This is a genomic window from Achromobacter deleyi, from assembly GCF_902859705.1.
In the GTDB taxonomy this organism is placed as follows: Bacteria; Pseudomonadota; Gammaproteobacteria; order Burkholderiales; family Burkholderiaceae_B; genus Achromobacter; species Achromobacter deleyi.
Map to the genome: position 1 here is coordinate 500,556 of NZ_CADIJO010000002.1, position 25,038 is coordinate 525,593.

Annotated in this window: 26 protein-coding genes; 7 read left to right on the forward strand and 19 right to left on the reverse strand. The window is 68.3% G+C overall.

Features of this window, described 5'->3' with window-relative positions:
- The 9 genes from cyoA to HV798_RS04800 all read right to left on the reverse strand — a co-directional run bounded on the left by cyoA (nt 1) and on the right by HV798_RS04800 (nt 8,427).
- On the reverse strand, nt 1-909 hold the full coding sequence (gene cyoA / locus HV798_RS04760) for a ubiquinol oxidase subunit II (protein WP_175191150.1): 909 nt from the start codon (nt 907-909) through the stop codon (nt 1-3).
- A gap of 259 nt (nt 910-1,168) precedes the next feature.
- Entirely contained in the window at nt 1,169-1,723 is a 555-nt protein-coding gene (locus tag HV798_RS04765; RefSeq protein WP_369797704.1) for a response regulator transcription factor, read from the reverse strand.
- Nucleotide 1,724: 1 nt separating this feature from the next.
- Entirely contained in the window at nt 1,725-2,927 is a 1,203-nt protein-coding gene (locus HV798_RS04770; RefSeq protein WP_025139296.1) for a HAMP domain-containing histidine kinase, read from the reverse strand.
- Nucleotides 2,928-3,197: 270 nt separating this feature from the next.
- Nucleotides 3,198-3,584 carry a DUF4148 domain-containing protein gene (locus HV798_RS04775; RefSeq protein ID WP_175191149.1) on the reverse strand — a complete coding sequence of 129 codons (387 nt, stop codon included), beginning with the start codon at nt 3,582-3,584 and terminating at the stop codon, nt 3,198-3,200.
- A 253-nt stretch (nt 3,585-3,837) separates the two neighbouring features.
- Nucleotides 3,838-4,332, reverse strand: coding sequence for a copper chaperone PCu(A)C (locus HV798_RS04780; RefSeq protein ID WP_025139298.1), 495 nt, complete (start codon nt 4,330-4,332; stop codon nt 3,838-3,840).
- Nucleotides 4,333-4,363: 31 nt separating this feature from the next.
- The gene (locus HV798_RS04785) at nt 4,364-5,017 is read right to left on the reverse strand and encodes an SCO family protein (protein ID WP_175191148.1); all 654 of its coding nucleotides are present in this window, start codon (nt 5,015-5,017) and stop codon (nt 4,364-4,366) included.
- Between the two features lie 62 nt (nt 5,018-5,079).
- Nucleotides 5,080-5,517, reverse strand: coding sequence for a DUF2946 family protein (locus HV798_RS04790; RefSeq protein ID WP_175191147.1), 438 nt, complete (start codon nt 5,515-5,517; stop codon nt 5,080-5,082).
- Between the two features lie 110 nt (nt 5,518-5,627).
- Nucleotides 5,628-7,148 carry an acyl-CoA-binding protein gene (locus HV798_RS04795; protein WP_175191146.1) on the reverse strand — a complete coding sequence of 507 codons (1,521 nt, stop codon included), beginning with the start codon at nt 7,146-7,148 and terminating at the stop codon, nt 5,628-5,630.
- The gene (locus HV798_RS04800) at nt 7,138-8,427 is read right to left on the reverse strand and encodes an MASE1 domain-containing protein (protein ID WP_175191145.1); all 1,290 of its coding nucleotides are present in this window, start codon (nt 8,425-8,427) and stop codon (nt 7,138-7,140) included. The genes HV798_RS04795 and HV798_RS04800 overlap by 11 nt, the downstream gene beginning before the upstream one ends.
- A gap of 171 nt (nt 8,428-8,598) precedes the next feature.
- On the opposite strand from HV798_RS04800, the gene HV798_RS04805 reads away from it, so the two are divergent.
- Nucleotides 8,599-9,372, forward strand: a complete 774-nt coding sequence (locus HV798_RS04805; RefSeq protein ID WP_425486117.1) for a peptidoglycan DD-metalloendopeptidase family protein — start codon at nt 8,599-8,601, stop codon at nt 9,370-9,372.
- An 8-nt stretch (nt 9,373-9,380) separates the two neighbouring features.
- Here HV798_RS04805 and HV798_RS04810 read toward each other — a convergent pair whose 3' ends face one another.
- The 3 genes from HV798_RS04810 to HV798_RS04820 all read right to left on the reverse strand — a co-directional run bounded on the left by HV798_RS04810 (nt 9,381) and on the right by HV798_RS04820 (nt 11,686).
- Nucleotides 9,381-10,142 (reverse strand): amino acid ABC transporter ATP-binding protein, encoded by a 762-nt coding sequence (locus HV798_RS04810; protein ID WP_175191144.1) that lies wholly within the window; start codon nt 10,140-10,142, stop codon nt 9,381-9,383.
- The gene (locus HV798_RS04815) at nt 10,139-10,798 is read right to left on the reverse strand and encodes an amino acid ABC transporter permease (protein WP_175191475.1); all 660 of its coding nucleotides are present in this window, start codon (nt 10,796-10,798) and stop codon (nt 10,139-10,141) included. The genes HV798_RS04810 and HV798_RS04815 overlap by 4 nt, the downstream gene beginning before the upstream one ends.
- A 102-nt stretch (nt 10,799-10,900) precedes the next feature.
- Nucleotides 10,901-11,686 (reverse strand): amino acid ABC transporter substrate-binding protein, encoded by a 786-nt coding sequence (locus tag HV798_RS04820; protein ID WP_175191143.1) that lies wholly within the window; start codon nt 11,684-11,686, stop codon nt 10,901-10,903.
- A gap of 204 nt (nt 11,687-11,890) precedes the next feature.
- Between HV798_RS04820 and HV798_RS04825 the strand changes: the two genes are divergently transcribed.
- Both HV798_RS04825 and trhA read left to right on the forward strand, forming a co-directional pair.
- Nucleotides 11,891-12,967, forward strand: coding sequence for a P1 family peptidase (locus HV798_RS04825; protein ID WP_246288575.1), 1,077 nt, complete (start codon nt 11,891-11,893; stop codon nt 12,965-12,967).
- Nucleotides 12,968-13,116: 149 nt separating this feature from the next.
- Entirely contained in the window at nt 13,117-13,755 is a 639-nt protein-coding gene (gene trhA, locus HV798_RS04830) for a PAQR family membrane homeostasis protein TrhA (protein WP_175191142.1), read from the forward strand.
- On the opposite strand, the gene HV798_RS04835 is transcribed toward trhA, so the two are convergent.
- Nucleotides 13,752-14,225 carry an Lrp/AsnC family transcriptional regulator gene (locus HV798_RS04835; RefSeq protein ID WP_175191141.1) on the reverse strand — a complete coding sequence of 158 codons (474 nt, stop codon included), beginning with the start codon at nt 14,223-14,225 and terminating at the stop codon, nt 13,752-13,754. The two genes, trhA and HV798_RS04835, sit on opposite strands and share 4 nt — an antisense overlap.
- Nucleotides 14,226-14,363: 138 nt before the next feature.
- Between HV798_RS04835 and kynU the strand changes: the two genes are divergently transcribed.
- Nucleotides 14,364-15,614, forward strand: coding sequence for a kynureninase (kynU, locus tag HV798_RS04840; protein WP_025139310.1), 1,251 nt, complete (start codon nt 14,364-14,366; stop codon nt 15,612-15,614).
- Between the two features lie 62 nt (nt 15,615-15,676).
- Complete coding sequence (locus HV798_RS04845; RefSeq protein ID WP_175191140.1) at nt 15,677-17,083, forward strand: amino acid permease; 1,407 nt, start codon at nt 15,677-15,679, stop codon at nt 17,081-17,083.
- A 16-nt stretch (nt 17,084-17,099) separates the two neighbouring features.
- Here HV798_RS04845 and HV798_RS04850 read toward each other — a convergent pair whose 3' ends face one another.
- Complete coding sequence (locus HV798_RS04850) at nt 17,100-18,068, reverse strand: LysR family transcriptional regulator (RefSeq protein WP_175191139.1); 969 nt, start codon at nt 18,066-18,068, stop codon at nt 17,100-17,102.
- Nucleotides 18,069-18,169: 101 nt separating this feature from the next.
- Here HV798_RS04850 and HV798_RS04855 point away from each other — a divergent pair, with 101 nt between their 5' ends.
- Nucleotides 18,170-19,312, forward strand: a complete 1,143-nt coding sequence (locus HV798_RS04855; protein ID WP_175191138.1) for a threonine synthase — start codon at nt 18,170-18,172, stop codon at nt 19,310-19,312.
- On the opposite strand, the gene HV798_RS04860 is transcribed toward HV798_RS04855, so the two are convergent.
- Entirely contained in the window at nt 19,307-20,236 is a 930-nt protein-coding gene (locus HV798_RS04860) for a LysR substrate-binding domain-containing protein (protein ID WP_175191137.1), read from the reverse strand. The two genes, HV798_RS04855 and HV798_RS04860, sit on opposite strands and share 6 nt — an antisense overlap.
- 121 nt (nt 20,237-20,357) lie before the next feature.
- Between HV798_RS04860 and HV798_RS04865 the strand changes: the two genes are divergently transcribed.
- Nucleotides 20,358-21,668, forward strand: a complete 1,311-nt coding sequence (locus HV798_RS04865; RefSeq protein ID WP_025139315.1) for an SLC13 family permease — start codon at nt 20,358-20,360, stop codon at nt 21,666-21,668.
- Here HV798_RS04865 and HV798_RS04870 read toward each other — a convergent pair.
- The 4 genes from HV798_RS04870 to HV798_RS04885 form a co-directional block, all read right to left on the reverse strand.
- On the reverse strand, nt 21,640-22,062 hold the full coding sequence (locus HV798_RS04870) for a VOC family protein (protein ID WP_025139316.1): 423 nt from the start codon (nt 22,060-22,062) through the stop codon (nt 21,640-21,642). The two genes, HV798_RS04865 and HV798_RS04870, sit on opposite strands and share 29 nt — an antisense overlap.
- Nucleotides 22,063-22,149: 87 nt before the next feature.
- Complete coding sequence (locus HV798_RS04875; RefSeq protein ID WP_175191136.1) at nt 22,150-22,842, reverse strand: helix-turn-helix transcriptional regulator; 693 nt, start codon at nt 22,840-22,842, stop codon at nt 22,150-22,152.
- A gap of 155 nt (nt 22,843-22,997) precedes the next feature.
- Entirely contained in the window at nt 22,998-23,957 is a 960-nt protein-coding gene (locus tag HV798_RS04880; protein WP_246288576.1) for an alpha/beta hydrolase, read from the reverse strand.
- Nucleotides 23,957-24,955: a tripartite tricarboxylate transporter substrate binding protein gene (locus HV798_RS04885; protein WP_175191134.1), complete on the reverse strand. Its 999-nt coding sequence runs from the start codon at nt 24,953-24,955 to the stop codon at nt 23,957-23,959. The genes HV798_RS04880 and HV798_RS04885 overlap by 1 nt, the downstream gene beginning before the upstream one ends.
- Nucleotides 24,956-25,038: the final 83 nt, after the last annotated feature.

The window sequence follows — 25,038 nt, forward strand, 5'->3', positions numbered from 1 at the left end:
TTAGTTGATTCCTGCGATCAGATTATTCGACGTGGGGGTGCACGTGGCGGAGTCCACGCCGGCCATCTTGGACATGGTGCTGCCCAGGATGAACTCGAACATCGACGGCGGCACCGAGGCGTACTTGACGACCGGGTTGCGCTCGCTGCGCTTGGTCAGTTCCTGGTAGGCCTCGGGGGTCAGCGTCGTGGGCGATGCCTTGGCTTCCTTGACCCAGTTGTCGAATCCTTCCTGCGACGTGGCGATGGCCTTGAAGCGCATGCCGGAGAAGCCGGCGCCGCTGTAGTTGGCCGAAATGCCGGCGTAGGTGCCGGGTTCGCGCGCGTTCAGGTGCAGCTTGGTTTCCATGCCCGCCATCGAATAGATCTGGCTGCCGAGCTGGGGAATGAAGAACGAGTTCATGACCGACGCCGAGGTGATCCGGAAATTGACCGGCACGTCCACGGGGAACGCGATCTCGTTGACGGTGGCGATGTCGTACTCGGGGTAGATGAACAGCCACTTCCAATCCAGCGAAACCACCTCGATGGTCACCGGCTTGTGCTCGGACACGAGCGGCTTGTAGGGGTCCAGCGCATGGGTGGAGCGCCAGGTGATCACCGCGAGAATCGCCACGATGATACAAGGCACGGTCCAGACCACGATTTCGATGGCCGTGGAGTGGGCCCACTTGGGCTGGTAGTCAGCTTTGGTGTTGGACGCGCGGTACTTCCAGGCGAAGGACACAATCATGAAGAGGACCGGAATCACGACCAGGAGCATGAGCCCCGTCGCCGTGAACAGCAGGGTCCGTTCCTGCATGCCGATGTCTCCCTTGGGGGAGAGGATTTCCATGTTGCAGCCGCCAAGCAGCATGACCGCGCCGACGCCGAAAATGCGCGTAAGGGTCGCAAGGAGGGGGTGTTTCACGTACAGCCTTGGATGGAGGGTGGGAAATGCTGCGGAGCAGCAGACTGGAATGCTGCTAGGCAGCAACGTCCATCCTATCGGCTTGATCTGGGTCAAGGCTGCGACGAAAGGTCGCATTGCCTGGCCGGCATTTGCCCCCAAGACCCTGGGTTAGGGGTTTTCCCTGGCGGGACAAGGGCTTGCGGCGGAGGGTGGGGGTGCGACGATATGTCGCACCTGCACAATGATGGATTGTTGCGATGTGTCGTATCCGCGCCAATCAGTCGACCAGGACCTCGCGTTCCGGCCCCGGTTTCTTTGCCAGCTTGCGCTGGAGCGAACGCCGGTGCATGCCCAACAGGCGGGCCGCGGCCGACACGTTGCCGCCGGTCTCGTGCAGCGCCTGGTGTATGTGTTCCCATTCTAGGCGGTGCAAAGGCGTCATGGTGCTTTCGATCGTAACCGTATCCGCCTTCACCAGGCCCAGGGTGCGCAGGATCATCGGCGCGGTGGCGGGCTTGGGCAGGTAGTCGTCGGCGCCGCGCTTGATGGCCTCGACCGCCGTGGCCACGCTGGCGTAGCCGGTGACCAGCAGGATGCGCATGTCGGCGCGCAGGGCGCGAAGGGGACGGATCAGGGTCAGGCCCGAGTCCTCGCCCAGGCGCAGGTCGACCAGGGCGAAGGCGGGGCGGATTTCCTCGGCCACGCGCAGGGCCTCGGCGATGCCGGTGGCGGTTCGGGTTTCCAGGCCGCGGCGCGACAGGCTGCGCTGCAAGGTGCGCACATACAGCTCGTCATCGTCGATCAAGAGGCCAAGATCGGTCGGATTCAACATGTCAGGTCCCGGGACTGCCCAGGGGCAGGTAAAAGCGGATGCGGGTGCCGCCGCCGTCGGCGGCCGTCATGGTCATTTCGCCGCCCAGTTGCTCGACGGTGGCGTGCGACAGGGCCAGGCCCACGCCCAGCCCTCCCGGCTTGCCGCTGTTGAACAGGCTGGTGGCCGGCAGCAGCGTCTGGTCGGGGTCGAAGCCGCGGCCGTAGTCGCGCACTTCGCCCCGCAGGGCGCCGTAGCCGTATTCCAGGTGCAGGTCCACGCGCGGTTCGTCGGCGGCTTCGCCGGCATCGGCCGCGTTGTTCAGCAGGGCCTGCAGCAGGTGGGCGATGGCCGGGTCGACCCGCAGGCTGGTCGGCAGGGCGCCCGAGCGTTGCAGGTTGATGGTCGGCCGGATCAGCCGCCATTGCCCCACCACGCGCACCAGGTCCACCGCAGTTGGGACCGCCAGATTGCGGATGCGTTCCCGGCACAGGGCCAGCAGCTGGCTGAGGGTGGCGACGTCGTCCTTCAGGTCGGGGTCCTTGACCTCGGCGGCGATTTCGTCGGCCAGCAGGGTCATGGTGGCCAGCGGGGTGTTCAGTTCGTGCGCCATCGCCGCGGCGTGGGTGGCCAGGGCCACGATGCCTTCGTTGCGGGTGAAGCGCTCGCGCAGGCGGGCCAGTTCGCGTTCGCGGGCCCGCAGGTCGGACGCCAGGCGGGTCGAGAACACCAGCACGACCACCACGGAAATCAGGAAATTGGCCGACAGCCCCCACAGCAGCAGGGTGTGGGTGTTGACGTCGCCGCGCAGCGGCTGGCCGAAGATGGCGGCGGCTGCATAGCCGGAAATACCGGCCAGCGCGGCGGCCAGCGCCCAGTTGCGCGGCAGCGCCAGCGCGGCCAGGGCGGTCAGGATCAGGAACATCATCCCGAACGGATTGCTCAGGCCGCCGCTCCAGCCGACCATCCAGGCCAGTGCGGCCATGTCCACCAGCAGGTGGGCGAAGGCGGTGGCGTGGGACAGGTCGCGGCTGTGCCGCAGGCGCAGGCTGGCGTAGACGTTGAAGCCGATCAGCACGCCCACGCCGATCCACAGGGGTTCGAGCGGCAAGGCCAGGCCCAGCACGCTGCTGGCGACCAGGATGGTGGCGGCCTGGCCCGCGATGGCGAGCCAGCGCAGGCTGCAGAGGGTACGCAGGAAGGAAAAGGCGGAACTACCGGGCATATCCAGACACAGGGTTGCCGGCACAACCGCCGGCGGCTACGGGCGCCCGGCGGCGCGGAACGCTGTCATCCGGGGCGCGGCGCAGGAGCACCGGCTGCCGTCAGGCCCCGCGAGGGCGCTGGCGGCGGATGTGCTGGCATTGTATGTGGAATCACGGCGCACCGCAGGCGCGGGGGCGTGCAATGCGTCCCTGATATCAGCCCCGCCAGCGGCTGGCAGGCGAGCCTTGAGGCTGCGCGCCGCTGTGCCGGGGCCGGTCAGGCCGCAGGACTACTGGATGGCGGACGTGCCGCTATGGGCCATCGGGGTGGGCGGGTAGCTTTCCTGGTCGGACGCCATCTGCCCCTGCATTTCGGCCGTCTGCAGTTCCTGTTCGACCTGCGCCCGGCTTTCCATGGCGCCGTTGGTGGCGACGGCGGGCGGGTAGTCTTCCTGGCCGAAGGTGTATTGGCCGTCCTGCTTGGACTGCGCCAATTCGGCGCTGACCTGGGCCGAAGTCTTGGCCGTGGGGGCCGGGTAGCTCACGCGCCAGTCGCCGTACGCATCGCGCTTGTAGGTCGCGGTGGGCATCGTGGACTGGACTTGCTGGGCTTGCACGGTGGTGGCGGCGGCGGTCAGGCCGGCGCAGAGCAACAAAGTCGCTGTCAGGGTCTTCATGAAACGCTCCTAGCAATCAAAGCAAACGGCCGGGAATCGTGGCCGCGCCGTCGTCCCGGATGCGGTCTTGGGACGATTTCCTGTGATGCTGGCTATGCCTGCCGGGGGCGTCGGATGGCGGCGCACCCCGGCTTTTTCAGTTCGACCGGGGGCGCGCCTTTACGTTGCAGGAAAACGCGGGTTGGTGTGCAAACAACTATTTCAAGCTTGAAATACAGGTGTCAATCCGCTTGCAGCGGCAAAGGCCCTTATTTCAATGGCCGTGGCCGGCGGCGGGCGGTGCGGCGGTGGCCGACAGCGGGCGCGCCACGGCCGTCACCGGCACGCGTTGCTGCTTGCCTGCGGCGTCCTGCAGCACCAGCGTCAATGCGACGGGATCGCCCACCGAAATCTGCTTGGCCAGGTCGATCAGCATGACGTGGTAGCCGCCCGGTTTCAGTTCCACCGGCTGGCCGGCGGGCAGGTCGATGGCGGATACCTGGCGCATCTTCATGACGTCGTTCTGCATGGCCATTTCATGCACTTCGGTGTGCTTGGCGGCGTCGGACTCGACGGCGACCAGGCGCGTGGGGGCGGCGGCGGTCAGGCGCATGAAGACGCCCGTGGCGTGCTGGTTGGGCACGGTGGCGCGAACCCAGGCGTCTTCCACCTTGAGCGCGGCGTCCTGGGCCAGGGCGGGGGCGGGGGCCAGCGTCAGCGCGCTCAGGGCAAAGGCGGCGGCCAGGGAAGCGAAAGCGGTCTTTTTCATGGGAAGTTCCTTATTCAGAGGGGCGCGGCGCTTACAGCACCGTGCGCAGGTCGTCGGCGCACTGTTCGGCGCTTTGCTGGTGGCGCAGGGCCAGGCGCAGCTTGCCCTGGGCGTCGATGATGTAGGTCAGCGCCGTGTGGTCCATGGTGTAGGACGAACCGGTGGGCACCTTCTGGTAGAACACCTTGAACGATTGCGCCGCGGCGCGGGTCTGTTCGGCGTCGCCGCGCAGGCCGACGAATTCCGGGTCGAACGCCTGGGTGTAGGCGCGCAGGATTTCCGGGGTGTCGCGTTCGGGGTCCACGGTGATGAACAGGATGCGCAGCTTCTTGGCGGCCTCGGGGCCGAGCAGGCTCTTGATCTCCAGCGCCCGGGTCAGGGCGGTCGGGCAGATGTCCGGGCACTGAGTGAAGCCGAAGAACAGCATCACGGTCTGGCCGCGGTAGTCGGCCAGCTGGCGCTGCCGGCCGTCAGTGTCCTGCAGTTGGAAGTCGCCCGTGGGCATGCTGGACAGGTCCATGCCGTTGAGCTTAGGGGCATCCGGGCCGCAGCCGGCCAGCGGCAGCAGGGCCAGGGTGGACAGCAGCAGGCGACGGCGACGGTCAGGCGGGGTCGCGCCGTCCTGGGAGACGCGCGTAATCGTGGTCGCGTCGCCCTGGCGGGCGCGCGTAATGAGGGAATGCATGAAAACCTCGTCGAAAGACGGTTCGCGACAGGCGCGGCGCAGGCCGCGCGCAAGGGGCGGTGTCAGGCGACGAAGGGCGGGGCGCGTGAACCCAGCGGCGGCCCTTGGGCCGGCTGCACGGGCAACGCATCAGGGGTGGGGGCCGGCGCGGGCGCATGGCGGCCGGCGGCCAGGGCCAGCGGCGCCACGTAGGGCGTGGGGGCAGGGGTGACGTGGGCGAGCAGCCCGAAGGGGCACTGCGCACCCGTGTCGGCGCTGCGGTGTTCGCCCGGGCCGTCGGCGGTCTTGCCAACGGCGGGCAACGCGATCCGGAAGGTGGACAGGTCGCCCGCGGCCGAGCAGAAGGTGACTTCCAGCCGGCCGTCGTGCAGCGCGCGGGCATCGGGCATGTAGCCCGCCGGCACCACGGCGCGCAGCAGCACTGCCAGGAACGCCAGCCACAGCACGCCCCGGACGCGCACGGCGCCGCAGGCTTGCAGAAGGCGGATCAAGGCAGGCATGGCGCGATTTTAGGGCAAGCGCCGGGCCGGCCAGGGGGCGGCAGCGTGCGGCGCAGTGTCGCAGCGCCGGGGCCGCGCGTGGGGGCGGTCATGGGCGTCAGGCATCGGCTTCAGTCATCAGCGTCCAGCCGCCGGATCAGGGCAATGTAGCGGCGTTGCGCCTGGTCCGGCGGCAGGCCGGCCAGCAGGCGCCAGGACGCGTGTTCGATCTGCTCGCGCGCGCTGGCGTCGGCATCGGCCTGGGCCGGCGCATCGCCGTGGCGGGCCTGTTGCTCGTAGGCCTGCAGCCGCAAGGCCACGCCGGTCGAGGGCGCCTGCGGCAGGGCGCGCAGTTCGATCACGGCGGCCTCGAAGGCATCGGTCAGCGCGTCGGCGGGTATGTCCAGCGTGGCCCGGTCCATCGCATCGCCTTCGGGTTCCAGGCCGCTGGCCACGGCCAGCCGGCGCCACAGCGCGTCTTCGGCGGCCGGGTCCGCCGCCGTCGAGGTGACTTTGGCGATCTGCTGGTTGCGCAGGCGCAGCGTGTGGGTCGAGGCGCCGCGGAACATGGTGGCCCCGTCCTGCACCTGGAAGGTCAGCGGCACGGCGATCGAGCGCCCCGCCAGCTCGGGCTTGCCGACGCTGTCGACGGCGAAGGTGTTGCGCGAATAGTCCATGACCCGCGAGAACAGGTCCACCAGGCCGCCGCGGCCCTGGTAGACGCCGGCCAGCGGGCTGTCGCCCTCTTCGTGCCAGGCCACGTCTTCGGCGAACAGCGGGAACAGCGCTTCGAACTCGCCCGACAGCATGGCATCGCGATAGGCCTGCAGCAGGCGTTCGATGTCTTCGCCGGTCATGGCGGCGGCGCGGCCCGGGCGCGTGGCGACGGCGGGGCGCTTGTCCATGAATTGCAGGATGTCGGCGGCGACGCGGTCGCGGTCGTTGTCCACGCAGATCATGTGATAGCTGTTGTCCAGCAGCACCAGCCGGCTGTCGGGAATGGCGTCGTTCAGGTAGTGCGCCGACCGTACCGACGTCAGCTCGTCTTCGTGGGCATGGATGATCAGGCTGGGGCAGGTGATGGCGTTCAGTCCGCGCTGCACGAAGCGCCGCAGCCGGTCGACCTCGCGCACGCAGGCCAGCGGCACCCAGCGGTAATGGAAGTTCTCGCCGCGCTCGAACTTGGCCTTGACGATGGATCGCACCAGCTCGTTCTTGATGCCGTAGGGCTCTTCTTCCTCGACCCGCATGCGCGCGGCCAGGCCGGGAATGCGGTAGACCAGGTTGCGCAGGCCCCGATACCAGGGCGTGCTCCAGCCGTCGATGAAGACGGGCGCGGCCAGGCTGACCAGCTTGCCCTTGCGGTGCTGCACGCGCTTGCACAGTTCCACCGCCAGCAAGGCGCCCAGGCACATGCCGACCACGTGCACGGTCTCGTAGCGCTCGGCCACCTCGCGGTACTTGGCGGTCACGGCGTCCAGCCAGTCTTCGGCGCGCACGGGCAGCAGGTCCTCGGGCGTGGTGCCGTGACCGGGCAGCGTCAGCGTGTGCGTCTCGATGCCGGCGCGCTTCAATATCTTGTGCAGCGACCCCAGGTCGTACTGGGTGCCGCCCAAGCCGTGGATGAGCAGGGCTCCTGTGCTATTGGACATCTGCCTGCTCGACTTCGCCCAGCCGCCACATGCCCGCCACCACGGCGACGCTGCCATCGAAATCCGGCAATGGCGAACCCCGGTCGCTCACCACGCGCCAGCCGCCACCCGCGTGCGCCAGGCGGAACAGCAGCGGGGTGCGGTCCTGGCCGCCGGCGCGCCGGGCGGCCCAGTGCAGCGTCAGGCGGGCGCGGTCGTCGGGGTGGGCCAGGGCCAGCAACGCGTCCAGGCTGGAGATCGCGCCGGTCGGCAGGCCAAAGGCGTCGTGCAAGTCGCCGGCCAGTTCGAACGAGCCGTCAAAGGGGTTGTAGCGGTACATCAGCTGGTGGCTGCCGGCCAGCGCCAGGTCGAAGCGGCCGCGCCATTGCTCGGCGTTTTCCAGTTCCTGCGCGCGGGCGCCGCGCAGCGTATTGACCAGCAGGATCAGCAGCGCGGTCACGACCAGGTAGACCTGGGTGGCCAGCAGCACGTGCCAGTGGTCGTTGGCCTCGACGAAGGGGCCTTCGCCTTGCGCGCTCTGGTACAGCGCCATCAGGGTCAGCGTGATGACGGCCAGGGTGCCGCCCAGCGGCCCCCACACCAGTGCGGTCAGCACCGCGAACACCAGCGGCAGGTAGGTCAGCTCGAAGGTGACCACGTACGGCAGGTTCTTGATCATGTCGCCGTCGAACGTCATGAAGGTCGACACGATCAGGGCCAGGTAGGCGACGGCGCCCAGCACCAGGTCGCGCATGCGCGGACCGCCGGAACGGCGTGGCCGGAAATGCGCCCAGCCGGTGACGGCCGGCGCCAGGATCAGGATGCCGCCCAGGTAGGCTGCGACCCAGGTGCGCAGCCGGACCCAGGCATGGGCTTCCTGGGTCATCCACAGCCAGCTGCCGTTGAGCAGGGCCGACAAGGCGGCGCCCACCACCGCGCCGGCCAGCAGCGCGGCCACGGTGCCCACCCCGCCATCGCGTGGCGTCAGGCGCTGGATGGTCCAGGCCGCGGTGATGCTGGACAGGCTGGCGGTGATGGCGAACACCAGCGCCGTGGCGGGCTGGCCGCGCGTGAAGCTGGTGATCACGATCTGCGCAAAGAAGAAGGCGGCCAGCAGCAGCGGCCAGTTGCGGCGCTGCGTCAACAGATAGGCGCCCACCGCCACGCCGGGCGGCAGCCAGACGAATACGGCGTGGCTGACCGGGTCGTTCAGCAGGCGTGAAAACAGGCCGCACAGCAGGTACGGGATCGCCCATAGCAGGCAAAACGGGTTTCTTCGGGGCGCTTGGGGGGTTCCCATGTGGTTCCTTGCAGACGCGGTGTTCCATGACGAGCCGCAGCTCGTGGCAATGAGCGGGTTATACACGCCTCGGGGCGGTCTGCCAAAGCCGCCGGGGCATACTTCCGCCCGAAAATCTTGGTACCCTTGGACGCAGTCGTTTCCCACTTGCTTCAGGATTCAGTGCTCTCCTTGCCCGCCCAGACCCTGTCCGCTTCCCATTTTGCCGCCGCGCCGGGGCGCGTATCGGCACACTTCTCCGCCCGTGCCGCCCGGTTTTTCCGGTGGGCGGTGCTGGCCGCCCTGCTGGCGCTTCTGACGGCCTGCGGCACCACCAAGGTCCAGCCGGGCTACTACCGGGTCCAGTCGGGCGACACCCTGACGCAGATCGCGCGCAAGCAAGGCACCAGCGTATCGAACCTGGTGCGCTGGAACAACCTGTCCAACTCCAATTCGATCGAGGTCGGGCAGATGCTGCGGGTTCAGGCCCCGGCGGGGCAGGCCAGTTCGTCCCCGCCCACCAAGTCGCGCGGCAAGGCATCGCAAGGCACCAAGTCGCCGGCGCCCACCATGGGCAAGCGGCGCACGGCGCCGCCGGGGGCGATTTCGCTGGTCTGGCCGGCGCAGGGCAAGGTCACGCGCGGCTACGACGGGTCCGGGTCCAACGGCATCGTCATTTCCAACAGCACCGGCACGCCCGTCGTGGCCGCCGCCGCCGGCACCGTGGCCTATTCCGGCAGCGGCCTGCGCGGCTACGGGCACCTGGTGATCGTCAAGCACAGCACCAGTTTCCTCAGCATCTACGCCCACAACAGCAAGCTGCTGGTCAAGGAAGGCCAACGGGTCAGCCAGGGCCAGAAGATCGCGGAAATGGGCAACAGCGACAGCAAGCAGGTGGGGCTGTATTTCGAGTTGCGGTACGACGGCCAGGCGGTTGACCCTGCAGGATCTTTACCCAGCCGATAGGCCGATTTCTACGCTTGATGCCCCGCGTCCTGCGTCAAGGTCGAGATGAAGGCGGCGGTGCGGGGGTCGGCGGGCTGGGTGAAGAGGGCGCGGGAGGCGCCGGATTCGACCACGGTGCCGTCCAGCAGGAACACCACTTCGCGCGAGACGCTGGCGGCCAGGCGCAGGTCGTGCGTGGCCATCAGCATGGTCATGCCTTCGTTGGCCAGCTGGCGCAGCACGTCCACCACTTCGGCCGCCAGGCCCGGGTCCAGCGCCGAGGTCGGCTCATCGCACAGCAGTACGCGGGGGGCAGGCGCCAGGGCGCGGGCGATGGCCACGCGCTGCTGCTGGCCGCCGGACAGATTGGCCGGCCAGGCATCGGCCTTTTCCAGCATGCCGACTTTCTTCAGCAGTTCCTCGGCGCGCGCGCGGGCGCGGTCGGCCGGCCATTTCTGCACGGTCACCAGCCCTTCCATGACGTTGCCGATCACGGTCTGGTGCGGGAACAGCTGGAAATTCTGGAACACCATGCCGGTCTGCTTGCGTACGCGCTGGACCTGGTCGCGCGACAGCTTCAGGCCGGGTTCGAATTCGACCTGTTCGGGGCCGATTTCAAGCAGGCCGCGGTCGGGCACTTCCAGCAGGTTGACGCAGCGCAGCAGCGTGCTCTTGCCACTGCCGGACGGGCCGATCAGGGCGGTGACGCTGCCTTCGGCGATGCTCACGTCCACCTGCTTGAGCACGGGGTTGCCGCCAAAGGATTTTTCGATCTTGTACAGGCGGATCATCGCTTGTTCTCGGTAAACACGGCATGCTGGCCGAAGCGCCGTTCCAGGCGGACCTGGGCGGCGGACAGCACCGAGCTGAACACCAGGTAGATCAGCGCGGCCTCGGTGTACAGGATCAGCGGCTCGTAGGTGACGGCGGCGATGCGCTGCGCCGCCTGGAAGATCTCGGGCACCGTCAGCACGGCGGCCAGGGACGTGTCCTTGACCAGCGCAATGAACGAGTTCGACAGCGGCGGCACCGCCACCCGGGCCGCCTGCGGCAGCACCGTGCGGCGCAGCGCCTGGGCGCGCGTCATGCTCAGCGAATAGGCCGCTTCCCATTGGCCCCGCGAGATGGATTCGATCGCGCCGCGAATGACTTCCGAGTTGTAGGCCCCCACGTTCAGCGTGAAGCCGATCAGCGCGGCCGGCAGCGGGTCAAGCACGATGCCGACGCTGGGCAGGCCGTAGAAGATCACGAACAGCTGCACCAGCAGCGGCGTGCCGCGGATCAGCCAGACATAGAAGCGCACCAGCGCCACCAGCGGGGCGGGGCCGAACAGCCGGATCAGCGCCACCACGAAGGCCAGCGCCAGCCCTAGCGCGAACGACATCAGCGTCAGCGGCACGGTGAACACCAGCCCGGCGTGCAGCAACGGCCAGAACGAGTCGGCCATCAGCTGCACCCAGGCCGGTACGGTCCAGCCGGCCACTTGCGCCAGGATCCAGTCGGGCAGGACGGCCTGCAGCCACGAGGGTAGCGTCATGAAGCGGGCCGCTTACTGCTGCGCGGAAAGGTCCGTGCCGAAGTACTTGACCGAGATGGTCTTGTAGGTGCCGTCCGCCTTGATGTCGGCCAGCGCCTTGTTGATGGCAGCGACCAGTTCAGGGTTGTTCTTGCGCAGCAGCACGCCCGAATTGCTGAATTCGGCGGCCTTGTCGGTGGCGGCGATCTTGACCTTGGCGTTGGGCTTTTGCTTCTTGAAGTCCAGGAACGACAGGTTGTCGTTGACCGTGGCTTCGACGCGGCCCGACGTCAAAAGGTCGATGGCTTCATTGAAGCCCTGCACCGCCACGACGTCGGCGCCATGGCTTTGCGCCAGCTTGCCGAAGTTGCTGGTCAGCGTGTTGGCGGACTTCTTGCCCTTCAGGTCGTCGAAGGACTTGATGGTGGTGTTGTCGTCGCGCACGATCAGCACGGCGGCCGACGAGATGTACGGATCGGAGAAATCGTATTTGGCGCGGCGCGCGTCGGTGATGCCGACCTGGTTGATCACGGCGTCGTAGCGCTTGGCGTCGAGCCCGGCGATCAGGCCGTCCCATTTGCCTTCGACGAATTCGGCTTTCACGCCCAGGCGCTGGGCGATGGCGCGGCCGATGTCGACGTCAAAACCGGTAAGCTGGCCGGAGGCGTCGTGGAAGGTGAAGGGGGCGTAGGTGCCTTCGGTGCCGATCTTGAACACGCCGGCGGATTTGATCTGGTCCAGCCCCGACTGGGCGTGGGCGGCGGACAGGGCGGCGACCTGGACGAGGCCGGCGATGAACAACGAGCGCAAGAGTTTCATGGCAATGCTCCACGGATGGGATATCACTGTGGAGAGCATGTGGCACTTGCGATGCCCTCCGGCGTAGCCGCACTCTAACAACGCGTCTATTTTTCCACAAAGCATAAGGAATAGTAAAAATATAGCGGCAAGTCATATGGATAGATCGCGCCCCGGGCCGAGCGGCACGGGGTATTTCAGAGCGGGATTCAGACGGAGACAGGCGTGCAACAACAATGGAACAGGCGGGCTTTCATGATGGCCGCGGCGGGCGCCGCGGCGATGGCCGGGGTGGCGCCGGCGCACGGCGGGGGCGGCTTGCGGCGCATGCCGGGCGGCGGCAGCATCACCGACGTGGCCGGGCTGAAGGTGGGGCATTTCACCGATACCCGCCGCCCGACCGGCTGCACGGTCATCATTGCCGAGGCGGGCGCCGTGGGCGGGGTGGACGTGCGCGGCGCGGCGCCGGGCACGCGCGAGACCGACCTGCTCAATCCGGTCAACATGGTGGAAAAAGTGCACGCCGTGATGCTGGCCGGCGGCAGCGCCTTTGGCCTGGAGGCCGCCACCGGCGTGATGCGCTATCTGGAAGAACGCAAGATCGGCTTTGACGTCGGCGTGGCGCACGTGCCCATCGTGCCCGCGGCCATCCTGTTCGACCTGGGCGTGGGCGACGCATCGATACGGCCCGATGCCGCGGCCGGCTACCAGGCCTGCAAGTCGGCCACGGCCAAGCCGCCGCAAGAGGGCAACGTGGGCGCCGGCGCCGGGGCTACGGTGGGCAAGCTGTACGGCGCCAAGCGCGCCATGAAGGGCGGCCTGGGCAGCGCCTCGCTGACCGTGGCCGGCGTGACGGTGGGTGCCATCGTGGCCGTCAACGCGGTGGGCGACGTGCTGGACCCGGCCACCGGCCGCATCCTGGCCGGCGCCCGCACGGCCGACGGCAAGCACCTGCTGGATACCCGCGCGGCGATCCTGGCGGGCGACCTGCCGACCTCGATGCGGGAAGGCGCCGCCACCACCATCGGCCTGGTCGCCACCGACGCCAGGCTGACCAAGGCGCAGGCGCAGAAGATGGCGCAGATGGCGCACGACGGCCTGGCCCGCACCATCAACCCCATCCACACCATGCTGGATGGCGACACGGTGTTCGCGCTGGGCACCGGCGTGTCGGGCAAGCCGGGCAACCCGATGCTGCTGGGCGTGATGGCGGCCGAGGCGATGGCGATCGCGGTGCAGCGCGCCATCCTGGCGGCGCGGGCGCTGGAAGGCTATCCGGCCGCGGTGGATTTCATCGCCTGAACGCCGTTTTTCCCGGGGGGCGTTGGCGTGCCTTCGATCGGGCACGCCCCTTGCGGGTCTCCTCCCGCGCCATCTGCTGACCCCAAGCTGTCACATCGGGTCGGCATGATGGAGAGCGTCGGCGCACCGCCTGCGCGGGAGGGAACGGCATGTACGAAGGGGAACGCTTGAATGGCGCCACGCACCTGGCCGGCCTGGCGCTGGCGGTGGCCGCGTCGGGCGCGCTGATCGTGCGCGCGGCGGAACTCAAGGTGGAAGCGCGCCAGGTCGTGGCCTGCGCGGTGTTCGCCGCGTCGATGATTGCGGTGTATGCCTCGTCGGTGCTGTATCACTGCACGCGTGGGCGCCGCAAGGCGCTGTGGGCCAAGGCGGACCACTGCGCCATCTACCTGCTGATCGCCGGCACCTATACGCCCCTGGCGTTTGCGCCGCTGGAATTGGGCTGGGGTGCCGCCATGGCGGTGGCGATCTGGCTGTTGGCCCTGTATGGCATCGGCCGCGAACTCTGGTGGGCGCGCGGCGCCGCGCCTGCGTTGCCGCTGTATCTGGCCATGGGCTGGCTGGGCGTGATGTTCGCCGCGCCGATTGCCAGCGCCTTGTCCCCCGCCGGGCTGGCCTGGCTGCTGGCCGGCGCCGCGCTGTACACGGTGGGCACCGTGTTCTACGCCAACGACAAACGCTGGCGCCATGCCCACGGCATCTGGCACCTGTTCGTCATGGGCGGCTCGGCCTGCCACTTCGTCACGGTGTTCGGTTTCTGCGGCATTCGTAGCGCGGGCGCTGCCTAGCGCCAGGCCGCCAGCGGCAGCATGCCGCCGCGGTTCTTCACCTTGCGCATGACCAGATGCGAACACAGGTCGCGTACGCCGGCGATCTTGCTGAGCTTTTCCTCGACGAACTGCGAGAACGCGGCCAGGTTGCGGGTGCGCACCGTCAGGATGTAGTTGGACGCGCCGGTGACGATGCTGGCTTCGGTGATTTCGTCATACAGCGCGATGCCCGCCAGGAATTGCTCGTGCCAGCCGGCGCGGGACTGGTCCAGCGATACGTGGACGATGGCTTCCAGTTCGAAACCCAGTTTGTCGGCGTCGAGCACGGCGCGGTAGCCGCGGACGAAGCCGCCTTCTTCCAGGGCGCGCACCCGCCGCAGGCAGGCCGACGGCGACAGGGCCACCTGCTCGGCCAGGTCCTGGTTGCTGAGCTGGCTGTTCTCTTGCAGGCGGTACAGAATGCGCTGGTCGATGGTGTCTAGTTGCACGGTGCAATCCAATTCGAAAAAAAGGTCCGGGACGCAATTTAATGCGAAATCCTAGGGTAAGCCACGCCTGATTTTGCAACTATTCGGCTCGTCGGCGCTGCTAGTATGGTCGCAGCATAATGCCCGAAGGAGCTCTGAATGCATACCCGCGAAGCCTGCGTTGCCGCAGACCGCCAGGACCCCCTTGCGCCGCTCAAGGCGCGTTTCGACCTGCCGCCCGGCGTGCTCTATATGGATGGCAATTCGCTGGGCGTGATGCCCCGCGCGTCCGCCGCCCGCGCCGCCCAGGTCATCACCCAGGAATGGGGCACGGGCCTGATCCGCAGCTGGAACACCGCCGGCTGGTTCGAACTGCCGTCGCGCCTGGGCGACAAGCTGGCCGGTCTGCTGGGCGCCCGCGAGGGCGAACTGGTGATCACCGACACCACCTCGCTGAACATCTTCAAGGCCCTGGCCGCCAGCCTGCGCATCCAGCAGAAGCAGCAGCCCAAGCGCCGCGTGATCCTGTCGGAACGCGACAACTTTCCGACCGACCTGTACATGATCCAGGGCATGATCGACCTGCTGCAGCAGGGCTACGAAATGCGCCTGATCGACGACGAGCTGCCGCTGGACAAGGCGCTGGACGATTCCGTGGCGGTGGTGCTGCTGTCGCACGTGAACTACCGCAGCGGCCAGATGCACGACATGGCCGCCGTCACCCGCACCGCCCACGAGCGCGGCGCGCTGGTCATCTGGGACCTGGCCCACGCGGCCGGCGCGGTGCCGGTGGACCTGAACGGCTCGGGCGCCGACTACGCCGTGGGCTGCACCTATAAGTACCTGAACGGCGGCCCCGGCGCGCCGGCCTTCATCTGGGTGGCGCCGCGCCACATTCAGGACTTCTGGCAGCCGCTGTCCGGCTGGTGGGGCCACCAGCGGCCCTTCGACATGACGGTGGCCTACGAGCCCGCGGGCGGCATCCGCCGCTACCTGTGCGGCACGCAGCCCATTGTGTCGCTGGCCATGGTCGAATGCGGCCTGGACGTGGCGCGCGAGGCCGACATGGCCGAGGTGCGCAAGAAGTCGCTGGCGCTGGGCGACCTGTTCATCGCGCTGATCGAGGAACGCTGCGCCGGCCATCCCTTGACGCTGGTGACGCCGCGCAACCATGCCGATCGCGGCAGCCATGTCAGCCTGCGCCATCCCAACGGCTACGAGGTCATGCAGGCGCTGATTGCGCGCGGCCTGATCGGCGACTACCGCGAACCCGAAGTGCTGCGCTTCGGCCTGACGCCGCTGTACTTCGGCTATGCCGACGTGTGGGACGCGGTCGAGATCATCAAGGACGTGCTGGACAGCCGCGCCTGGGACAAGCCCGAATTCAAGCAGCGTTCTGCCGTGACCTGATACGCCGCGCGCAAGACCGGCAATCAACGCATCCATCAAGAGAGTGCAGTACCGGAGGAGACATGGGACAACAACAAGGGTTCGGGAAAATCACCGAACGGGAACAGGGGCTCAAGCGGCGCCTGACATCGGGCCAGATGAGCATGATCGCGATCGGGGGGGCCATCGGTACGGGCCTGTTCCTGGGCAGCAAGTTCGCGATCGGCTTTGCCGGCCCCAGCGTGATCATCAGCTACGCCATCGGCGGGCTGATCACGCTGCTGCTGATGGGCTGCCTGGCCGAGATGACGGTGGCGCATTCGACGTCGGGCTCGTTCGGCGCTTACGCCGAGCACTACATCGGCCCGCTGGCGGGCTTTCTGGTGCGCTATGCGTACTGGTCGTGCGTGGTGCTGGCGGTGGGCACGGAAGTCACGGCGGTGGCCGAGTACATGAAGTACTGGTTCCCGGGAGTGCCGGGGTGGCAGTGGGTATGCCTGTTCTCGGCGGCGCTGATCTTCATCAACGCCATGAGCGTGAAGGCCTTCGGCACCATCGAGTACTGGTTCTCGACCATCAAGATCAGCGCCATCGTGGCGTTCATCATCCTGGGCGCCTATGTGGTCTGGGGCAATCCGCAGTTCGGCACGGCGCAGTACACCGCGCACGGCGGCTTCTTTCCCAATGGCGTGTGGGGCATGTGGATCGCGGTGGTCATTTCCATTTTCAGCTACCTGAGCGTGGAGATGATCGCGGTGGCGGCGGGCGAAGCCGAAGACCCCGAGCGCGCGGTGAAAAAGGCCTTTCGCGCCACCATCGTGCGGCTGGTGATCTTCTACCTGCTGACGCTGGCGCTGATCCTGGCCATCGTGCCGTGGGATCAGGCCGGCAAAGGCGGCAGCCCGTTCGTGACGGTGATGCAGGCAGTGAACGTGCCGTACGCGGCGGGCGTCATCAACTTCATCGTGCTGGTGGCGGCTTTATCGGCCATGAACAGCCAGCTGTACATCACCACCCGCATGATGTTCAGCCTGTCGCGGGCCGGCCATGCGCCCGCGGCGATGGGCAAGCTGACGCGCAGCGGCACGCCGTTGAACGCATTGCTGCTGTCCACCAGCGGCATCGCGATTGCCACCGTGCTGAACGTGCTGTACCCCGAAAGCTCGTTCACGCTGATGATGGCGATCTCGATGTTCGGCGCGCTGTTCACCTGGATGATGATCTTCGTCACGCACTATTTCTTCCGTCGCCGCTGGGCGCGTGAAGGCGGTGCGGCGCTGTCGTTCCGGATGCCGGGCTTTCCGCTGCTGACGCTGCTGGGGGCGGGCGCGATGCTGGCGATTCTGCTGACCACCTATTTCACGGGGGTGTTCAAGATGACGCTGGTGTTCGGCGTGCCGTTCCTGCTGGCGCTGGCGGCGCTGTATCACCTGCTGTTCAGGAAGTCTGCGCAAGCGCTGGTGCTGAAGGCGCGCGAACAGCGCCCCTGATACTGCTTCGTCGTCTTCAGGCCGGTCGGTGCTGCCCGGGGTTTCCTGGCGGTGTCGGCCGGCCTTGCTGTTTCGGGGCTTGAAGGCTTTCAGCGCACTCGCGGATGGCGGCCAGCATGGCGCGGGCCCGCGCCGGCAGGGTGCGCGACGCGTACACGGCATGCATCTGCGGCGACGCGCCTTGCGCCGACGTGGCGGTGTATCCCGGGCAGACCTGCACCAGGGTGCCGCGGGCGATCTCGGGGGCGGCGGCCCAGTCCGCCAGCCGCGCGATGCCCACGCCTTGCAGCGCCAGCGCCATCAGGCCGCTGCCGGTGCTGACGCGCACCGCAGGTTCGGCATGCATGCGCACGATGCGCTTGTCGCGGCGCAGGTGCCAGTCCTTCAGCACGCGCGGGCCGGTATGCATGATGAGGCGGTGGCGGGCCAGGTCTTCGGGTTCGCGCGGCAAGCCCATGCGGGCGACGTAATCGGGGCTGGCGCAGAGCAGCCGTGCATAGGGCCAGAGCCGCGCGCCCAGCAGGTCGCTGGATGCCGGAAAGCCGCCGCGGATGGCGAAGTCCAGTCCTTCGGCGATGGGGTCGACCGATTTATCGGTGTAGGTGATGTCCACGGTGACGCCGGGGTAGTCGGCGGCATAGCGCCGCAGCACGGCCGGCAGCAGGGTCACGCCCAGCAGGTCCGGCGCCGAGAATCGCAGCCGGCCCTGCGCGCCCAATTGCGTGTCGCGCAGCGCCTCGCGCGCTTGCGCTTCCCGCCGCAGCAGGTCACGGGCCGACTGGAAGTAGCTTTCGCCCTGCGGCGTCAGCACTACGCTGCTCTTGCTGCGCAACAGCAGCTGCACGCCCACCTGGCGTTCCAGCGCCTGCACCGCGCGGGTCACGGCGCTGGGCGAGGCGCCCAGCGCACGCGCCGCCAGCACGAAGCTCTGGCGTTCGGCGACGGCGCAGAACACCTGGTATTCCCATAGCGCGCCTCGTTCCATGGCGATTCTCCATTGCGTTTATCGCAACATGATATTGCAACGTGCGGTCAGTCTGCGGACCTAGACTGCGTGCATCGCCATTCCGCCTTGCAGTGATTGCCATGTCCGATTCCCATTCTTTCGACCCCCATTATTTCGACCCCGTCACCGGCGCTCGCCATGCGCTGGACGAAGCGCGCTGGTGTTCCGATGCCCGCACACCGCTCATGATCTCGCCGCTGCCCGGCATCTCGCGCGACGATATCGACCGCAGCCAGCGATCGCTGTGGCGCTACCGCGCCGCCTTGCCGCGCGACGTGGCGCAGCCGGTGTCCCTGGGTGAAGGTTGCACGGCGATGGTGGAGCGCGCCTGGGGCGGCCTGCGCCCGCACTTCAAGCTGGAATGGTTCAACCCCACGTGCAGCTTCAAGGACCGGGGGGCCGCTGTGATGCTGTCGTGGCTGCGCCAGATTGGCGTGCAGGCTATCGCCGAAGACAGCTCGGGCAATGGCGGCGCGGCCATTGCCGCGTTCGGCGCGGCCGCGCAGATGGGGGTCACCATCTTTGCGCCGGCCTATACGTCCAGCGCCAAGGTCGCGCAGATTCGTGCTTTTGGCGCCGACGTGCGGCTGGTGGAAGGCCCGCGTGAGAATGCCGAAACCGAGGCGATCCGCGCGTCCGCCGAGATTTTCTATGCCAGCCACAACTGGCAGCCGTTCTTCCTGCAGGGCACCAAGTCGATCGCCTACGAAATGTGGGAAGACTTCGGCTTCGAGGCGCCGGACAACATCGTCATCCCGGCCGGGGCGGGCAGCAATGTGCTGGGCTGCGCCATCGGCTTTGCCGAGCTGCTGGCGGCCGGCCAGATCCGCCGCCTGCCGCGCCTGTTCGTGGCGCAGCCGCTGCATTGTTCGCCGGTGGACGCCAGCTTTCAGGCGGGGGTGGATACGCCGGTGGCGCGCGAGGTGTTGCCCACGGTGGCCGAAGGCACGTCCATCAAGCGGCCGGTGCGCCTGCGCGAGGTGTTGCAGGCCATTCGCGCGAGCGGCGGCCAGACCGTGGCGGTGCCGGAAGCCGACATCATCGGCGCGGTGCGCAAGCTGGCGGCCATGGGGCTGTATGCCGAACCCACCAGCGCCACGGCTGCGGCTGCGCTGGACCTGCTGGCCGCGCGCGGTGCGATCAGCCAGGCCGAGCGCACGGTGGTGCTGCTGACCGGCACCGGCGTAAAGGCCACGCAATTCATGACGGATCTGTATTCATGAGGGATCGGCATCCGGCGCCGGCATGAAAGGCGCTGCGCCGGTGTCCGCCAACAGGTGATCCAGCAAGCGCCGGGCGCGCGCATTGAGCGCCTGGCGCGACTGTACGCACACCAGCAGTTCGCGCGAGGCCCAGGCATCGGACAGCGCCACCGGCACCACCTTGAGCAGCCGCCGCATGCTGTGCGCGGTGGTCTCGGGCACGATGCCCACGCCGACGCCGGCTTCGACCAGCCGGCACATGGCGTCGAAGCTGCGCAACTGCACCCGCAGCTTGATGGGCTTGCCGGCCACCAGCGCCTGGCGCGCCAGAAAGCGTTGCAAGGCGCTGCTGCGATCCAGTCCGATGAAGTCTTCGTCCAGCACGTCGCGAAACGCGATTTCGTCCACGCCGGCCAGCGCGTGCGCGGCGGGCACGATCAGCACGAAGCGGTCAGAGCGATAGGCATAGGTTTCCAGCGCGCCGGTATCGACCGTGCCGGCGACGATGCCGATGTCGGCCGAGCCGTCGGCGATGCATTCGACGATTTCATCGCTGAGCATTTCCTGCAATTCGACGTTGATGCGCGGATGCGCTGCCAGGAAGCCGGAAAGCGCCTCGGGTAGAAACGCGGTCAGGGCGTTGGTGTTGGACAGCATGCGTACCGAGCCGCCGAATTCACCGGAAAAGCCGGCCAGGTCGTCGCGCAGGCGGTCGGCCTGGGCCAGCATGACGCGGGCGTGCGCGGCCAGCTTCAGGCCCGCGGGGGTGGGAATGACGCCCTGGCGGCGGCGTTCGAGCAGCGGCGCGCCAAGCGAGGCTTCGAGATTGCGGATGCGGGCGCTGGCTGCGGCCAGCGCCAGGTTGGCGCGGGCGGCGCCGTGAGTGATGCTGCCGGCCTGCACCACGTGCAGGAACAGCGCCAGGTCGGTCAGGTCGAAACGCATGGTCGGGGTCTGCGCGATGAGCCTACGCGGCGCGTTGAGGCAGCCTCTGCGAATCGCGCATTTCCAGCGGCGGACAGGGTCCGTACACTGCGCCGATCCGTGTTACCGCCGTAGGTTGCCCATGCATCTTGTCGCCTCCAATTTTCCGATTCTACCCGCGCTGCTCACGGCCATCACGATTGCGTTATGGGCCTTTTCGCGCCTGCCGGAATACCTGACCGCGCTGCTGTTCTTCAGCGCCGCGACGATCCTGGCGGTGGCGCCGCGCGAAGTGGTGTTCTCGGGGTTTGCGTCGGCGGCGTTCTGGCTGGTGCTGAGCGGCTACGTGCTGGGCCTGGCGCTGAAGAACACGGGCCTGGCCGACCGCCTGGCCAGCGCGTTGTCGCAGCGCCTGTCGGGGTCGTATCCGGTGGTGGTCGCGGGCGTGGTGCTGCTGACGTATCTGCTGGCCTTCATCATGCCGTCGAACATGGGCCGCATTGCCTTGCTGATGCCGATCGTGCTGGCCTTTGCCGACCAGATCGGCCTGGCGCCGGGCAGCCGGGGTCGCATCGGGCTGGCGCTGGCGGTGGGCTTCGGCACGTTCCAGCTGTCGACCTCGATCTTGCCGGCCAACGTGCCGAACCTGGTGATGGCGGGCAGCATCGAGACCAGCTATGGCCTGCAACTGGGGTATTTGCCCTATCTGTGGTTGCACGCGCCGGTGCTGGGCGTGCTGAAAGGCGCGGTGCTGGTGGCCTGTATTGCGGGGTTGTTCCGCGATACGCCGCAACCGGCCGCGCCGGCGCCCGCGCCGCTGCCGCTGTCTGCGGCCGAAAAACGCCTGGCTGTGCTGTTGGGGCTGACCTTGCTGGGCTGGGTGACAGACGGCTGGCATGGCGTGTCGCCGGCCTGGGTGGGCCTGGCGTCCGCCTGCGTGTGCCTCTTGCCCAAGGTGGGATTCGTCAGCGGCGAGCAGTTCGGCAAGGAAGTGAATTTTCGCACCGCCATCTACGTGGCGGGCATCCTGGGGCTGGCCGCAATGGTGGCCGACAGCGGCCTGGGCGGCATCATCGGGCGGGCGTTGCTGGCGTGGCTGCCGCTGTCGCCCGAGGCGCCGATGCAGAGTTTCTTTTCGTTGGTCGGCTTGTCGGCCGCGTTGAATTTCGTGGTGACGGCCAACGGCGTGCCGGCTCTGTACACGCCGCTGGCCGAGACCTTGGCGCAGGCGTCGGGCTTGCCGTTGATGACGGTGCTGATGGCGCAGGTGGCCGGCTACGCCACCGTCATCATGCCGTACCAGGCCTCGCCCATCGTGGTGGCGATGGGCATGGGCCAGGTGCCGGCGCGCAGCGGCCTGGCGCTCTGCCTGGTGACGGCGCTGGTGTCGTTCGTGCTGCTGGTGCCGCTGGATTACCTGTGGTTCAGGCTCCTGGGAATGCTGGGATCGTGATGAGCTCGGCCTCGGCCGCAGCGGGTTCGGGGGCTGGGGCGAACACCCGCAGGCGGTGGCCGTCGGGGTCCAGCGCGACGAAGGTGCGGCCGAAGTCCATGTCGGTGGGCGCCTGCAGGATGGGCAGGCCGCGCAGGCTCCAGTCGATGTGGCGCTGGTTCAGGGCGTCGGCGTCGGGCACGGTGAAGGCCAGTTCGGTGCAGCCGCCGCGTCCGGCCGCGGCCGGTTCCACGGTGTGGCGCGACCACAGGCCCAGCATCAGGCCGGAATCCAGGGCAAACAGGGCAAAGGTGGGCGAGCTTTCGACGGGCGGGCGGTTCAGCAGCGCACTGTAGAACGCGGCGCTGGCCGAGGGCTTGTCGACGTAGAAAATGACGAAATTCTTGGCGGACATGATGCGCTCCTGGGTGAATGAGCGCTCATCTTAGAAAGGCATGCTGTCAGATTTTGTCAGTAGTGTTTTGGGCGATGTCGCACTGGCTTAGCAGCCGTCGCGTTTGACGGCATTGATGGCGCGCCATTCCTTGAGCAAGGCGTGGCGGCGGCGCGGGTAGCGTTCCCCGGATGCCAGCGTGGCGATGCGGTCGGTGCGGAAATGGCGGTAGTCCTGGCGCAGTTCGCACCAGGCCATGACGATGCGCACGCTGTCGAAAAAGCCCAGCGCGAAGGGCCAGATCACGCGTTCGGAATCGGCCCCCTTGTCGTCGCGATAGGTGATGGCAATCTTCTGTTCGCCGCGGATCGCCTGGCGGATGAGCGCCAGGTCGACCTTGTCGACCACCGCCCAGGTGCTGGGCCCGACCAGCAGCGGAATGGCGTCCAGTTCGTCGCGCAGTTCCTGCGGCAGCACCGCACTGATCTTGGCCAGCGCGTTGGCGGCCGCCTGACCCAGGCGCGGGTCCGAGCGGTCGGCTACCCAGCGGGTGCCCAGCACCAGGGCCTCGATTTCCTCGCTGCTGAACATCAGCGGCGGCAGCATGAAGCCGGGGCGCAGCACGTAGCCCACGCCGGGTTCACCCTCGATCTCGGCGCCCTGGGCCTGTAGCGTGGCGATGTCGCGGTACAGCGTGCGCAGGCTGATGCCCAGGTCGCCCGCCAGGCGATGGCCGCTGACGGGCAGGCGGTGGCACCGCAGGGTCTGCAGCAGATCCAGAAGGCGTTCGGCGCGGGACATGGGGGAAGGCGGGGCTTGAGGCGGGATGGTTGCAATGCTGCCACGAAATGGCAGTGGCAGGAAGCGACGCGCAAGGGTTTCCAGCCGACGTCGCCGCGGCGGCCGGCCGGGCATCCCCCGGCCTGCCGCGCGGTACGGCGTTCACTGCACCGGGTTTACGCCGTCTGCCCGATCAGCCAGTCGTGCACCCGCTCGGCAATTTCCAGGCTGTTGCGGTCCATCATCAGCATGTGCGAATTGCCGTGGATGCCCAGCTCCGGCAGCGTCAGCAGCGTGACGCTGGGGTAGCGGGCGGCGAATGCCTGGGCGCGCTGGCGCATGCGCGGCCAGCGCGGGTCGGTGTCCATGTGGTCGCCCATCACGATGAGGGTGGGCGTGTCGTAGGCGGCGTCGGGTTCCAGGTCGGGAATGCTGGCCGGTTCCAGCGCCACCAGCGCTCGCACACCGGCCGGGCGGGCATGCGCGGCGCGGATGCCGAAGACGCCAGCCTGCGAATGGCACACCACCACGGCCGGGCCGATGCGGTCCAGCAAGGCCAGGTAGGCGCGCAGGATGGCCGCGTCGGTGTGGACCCAGCGCGGCACCATCTGCGCGGCCAGCTGGCCGAACGATTCCAGCGGGAATTGCGTGTCGGCATACGCGCTGCCGGGGCCGGGGCGGGTGCCCGGGCGGCCGATGCGAAAGCGGGTGTAGCAGTCTTCCTGCGCCTGCACCACGGGCGCTTCCTGCCAGACGTGCGGCGCGGCGCCGGCGCGGCCGCGTTCGACGGCGTCGCACAGGTAGGCGTCCCAGCCGCGCCGCAGGAAATGGTGCAGCCAGCCCTGGCGGCCGTCGGGCGTGGTTTCCCAGGCGGCGCCGGTCATGCCGCCGCCATGCCAGAAGGCCACGGGCGGGCGGCCGCTGGCCGGCTCGGCCAGAAAGTACTGCGCGTACATCTGCTCGACCCGGTAGGTGCCGTTGGGGTCCAGCTGCACGGGCTGGCCGCCTTCAGCCATGACCAGCTCGCGTCGCGGCAGGCCGGCGAGCAGGATGTCGCGGCCGCCGATGTGGAAGGCGCCCATGTCGCGCAGGCGGATGGGGGGCAGGGCCGGCGCGGCGGCAGTGACTTGCGCCATCATTCCGCCTTGATGTGATTGGCCTGGATGACGCCTTGCCATTTCACCGTTTCGGCGGCGACGAAGCGGGCGAGATCCGCGCGCGTGCCCGGGGCCGTTTCCACGCCCAGTTCACGCATCTTCGCGGCCACTTCGGGCGACTTCAGCGCCTGGTCGAAGGCATCGTGCAGCGTGTCCAGCACCGGCACGGGCGTGCCCGCCGGGGCCATCACGCCGAACCAGGGCGTGATCAGGAAGTCGGGCACGCCGGCTTCGGCAAAGGTCGGCACGTCGGGGATGGCCGGCGCGCGCGTGGCGCTGGCCACGGCCAGGGCGCGCAGCTTGCCGGCACGGATGTTGGCCAGCGACGCGGGCAGGTTGTCGAAGTACATGTCCACCTGTCCGCCCAGCAGGTCGGCCGCGACCTGGCCGGCGCCCTTGTAGGGAATGTGGGCCAGGTCGATGCCGGCGCGCAGCTTGAGCAGTTCGGTGGCCAGGTGGGCCGACCCGCCGATGCCGGACGAGGCCGAATTCAGCTTGCCGGGGTTGGCGCGGGCGTAGGCCAGCAGCGCCGGCAGCGTGTCGGCCGGCACCTTGGGGTTGACCACCAGCACGCTGGGCACGGTGCCGATCATGGCGACGGGCGCGAAGTCCTTGACGATGTCGTAGGGCGCCGGCTGGTACAGCGACGGCGCCACGGTGCAGCCGAAGGCGCACATCAGCAGCGTCTGGCCGTCGGGCGCGGCGCGGGCCACGGCCTGCGCGCCGATGTTGCCGCCGGCACCGGCGCGGTTTTCCACGATCAGGGGCTGCCCCAGTCGCCTGGCGATGCTGTCGCCCATGAGCCGGGCCAGGATGTCGGGCGTGCCCCCGGCGGGAAACGGCACCACCAGCGTGATGGGGCGGCTGGGGAAGTCGGCGGCGCGGGCGGCCAGCGGCAGGGCGGCGGCCAGCGCCAGCACGGCGCTGCCGGCCCAGCGGGCCAGGGCCGGCAGGCGGCGGAAAGAGTGGGGGGCCATGGTGTCTCCGTAGCGGGGCGGCCGGGTCGAAACGCCCGGTCCGAGGCGGACTGTAGCCAAGGCCGCGCCGCTTGCCCAATGCC

What these genes read in the sequence shown, in the direction of transcription:
- HV798_RS04880 (WP_246288576.1), bottom strand. Translation starts at nt 23,957, where the DNA reads ATGGCGCAAGTCACTGCCGCCGCGCCGGCCCTGCCCCCCATCCGCCTG.
- HV798_RS04855 (WP_175191138.1), top strand. Translation starts at nt 18,170, where the DNA reads ATGTCCGATTCCCATTCTTTCGACCCCCATTATTTCGACCCCGTCACC.
- trhA (WP_175191142.1), top strand. Translation starts at nt 13,117, where the DNA reads ATGTACGAAGGGGAACGCTTGAATGGCGCCACGCACCTGGCCGGCCTG.
- HV798_RS04810 (WP_175191144.1), bottom strand. Translation starts at nt 10,142, where the DNA reads ATGATCCGCCTGTACAAGATCGAAAAATCCTTTGGCGGCAACCCCGTG.
- HV798_RS04800 (WP_175191145.1), bottom strand. Translation starts at nt 8,427, where the DNA reads ATGGGAACCCCCCAAGCGCCCCGAAGAAACCCGTTTTGCCTGCTATGG.
- HV798_RS04885 (WP_175191134.1), bottom strand. Translation starts at nt 24,955, where the DNA reads ATGGCCCCCCACTCTTTCCGCCGCCTGCCGGCCCTGGCCCGCTGGGCC.
- HV798_RS04845 (WP_175191140.1), top strand. Translation starts at nt 15,677, where the DNA reads ATGGGACAACAACAAGGGTTCGGGAAAATCACCGAACGGGAACAGGGG.
- HV798_RS04765 (WP_369797704.1), bottom strand. Translation starts at nt 1,723, where the DNA reads ATGTTGAATCCGACCGATCTTGGCCTCTTGATCGACGATGACGAGCTG.
- HV798_RS04860 (WP_175191137.1), bottom strand. Translation starts at nt 20,236, where the DNA reads ATGCGTTTCGACCTGACCGACCTGGCGCTGTTCCTGCACGTGGTGCAG.
- HV798_RS04795 (WP_175191146.1), bottom strand. Translation starts at nt 7,148, where the DNA reads ATGTCCAATAGCACAGGAGCCCTGCTCATCCACGGCTTGGGCGGCACC.
- HV798_RS04780 (WP_025139298.1), bottom strand. Translation starts at nt 4,332, where the DNA reads ATGAAAAAGACCGCTTTCGCTTCCCTGGCCGCCGCCTTTGCCCTGAGC.
- HV798_RS04870 (WP_025139316.1), bottom strand. Translation starts at nt 22,062, where the DNA reads ATGTCCGCCAAGAATTTCGTCATTTTCTACGTCGACAAGCCCTCGGCC.
- HV798_RS04790 (WP_175191147.1), bottom strand. Translation starts at nt 5,517, where the DNA reads ATGCCTGCCTTGATCCGCCTTCTGCAAGCCTGCGGCGCCGTGCGCGTC.
- HV798_RS04775 (WP_175191149.1), bottom strand. Translation starts at nt 3,584, where the DNA reads ATGAAGACCCTGACAGCGACTTTGTTGCTCTGCGCCGGCCTGACCGCC.
- HV798_RS04850 (WP_175191139.1), bottom strand. Translation starts at nt 18,068, where the DNA reads ATGGAACGAGGCGCGCTATGGGAATACCAGGTGTTCTGCGCCGTCGCC.
- HV798_RS04865 (WP_025139315.1), top strand. Translation starts at nt 20,358, where the DNA reads ATGCATCTTGTCGCCTCCAATTTTCCGATTCTACCCGCGCTGCTCACG.
- HV798_RS04820 (WP_175191143.1), bottom strand. Translation starts at nt 11,686, where the DNA reads ATGAAACTCTTGCGCTCGTTGTTCATCGCCGGCCTCGTCCAGGTCGCC.
- HV798_RS04770 (WP_025139296.1), bottom strand. Translation starts at nt 2,927, where the DNA reads ATGCCCGGTAGTTCCGCCTTTTCCTTCCTGCGTACCCTCTGCAGCCTG.
- HV798_RS04815 (WP_175191475.1), bottom strand. Translation starts at nt 10,798, where the DNA reads ATGGCCGACTCGTTCTGGCCGTTGCTGCACGCCGGGCTGGTGTTCACC.
- kynU (WP_025139310.1), top strand. Translation starts at nt 14,364, where the DNA reads ATGCATACCCGCGAAGCCTGCGTTGCCGCAGACCGCCAGGACCCCCTT.
- HV798_RS04785 (WP_175191148.1), bottom strand. Translation starts at nt 5,017, where the DNA reads ATGCATTCCCTCATTACGCGCGCCCGCCAGGGCGACGCGACCACGATT.
- HV798_RS04875 (WP_175191136.1), bottom strand. Translation starts at nt 22,842, where the DNA reads ATGTCCCGCGCCGAACGCCTTCTGGATCTGCTGCAGACCCTGCGGTGC.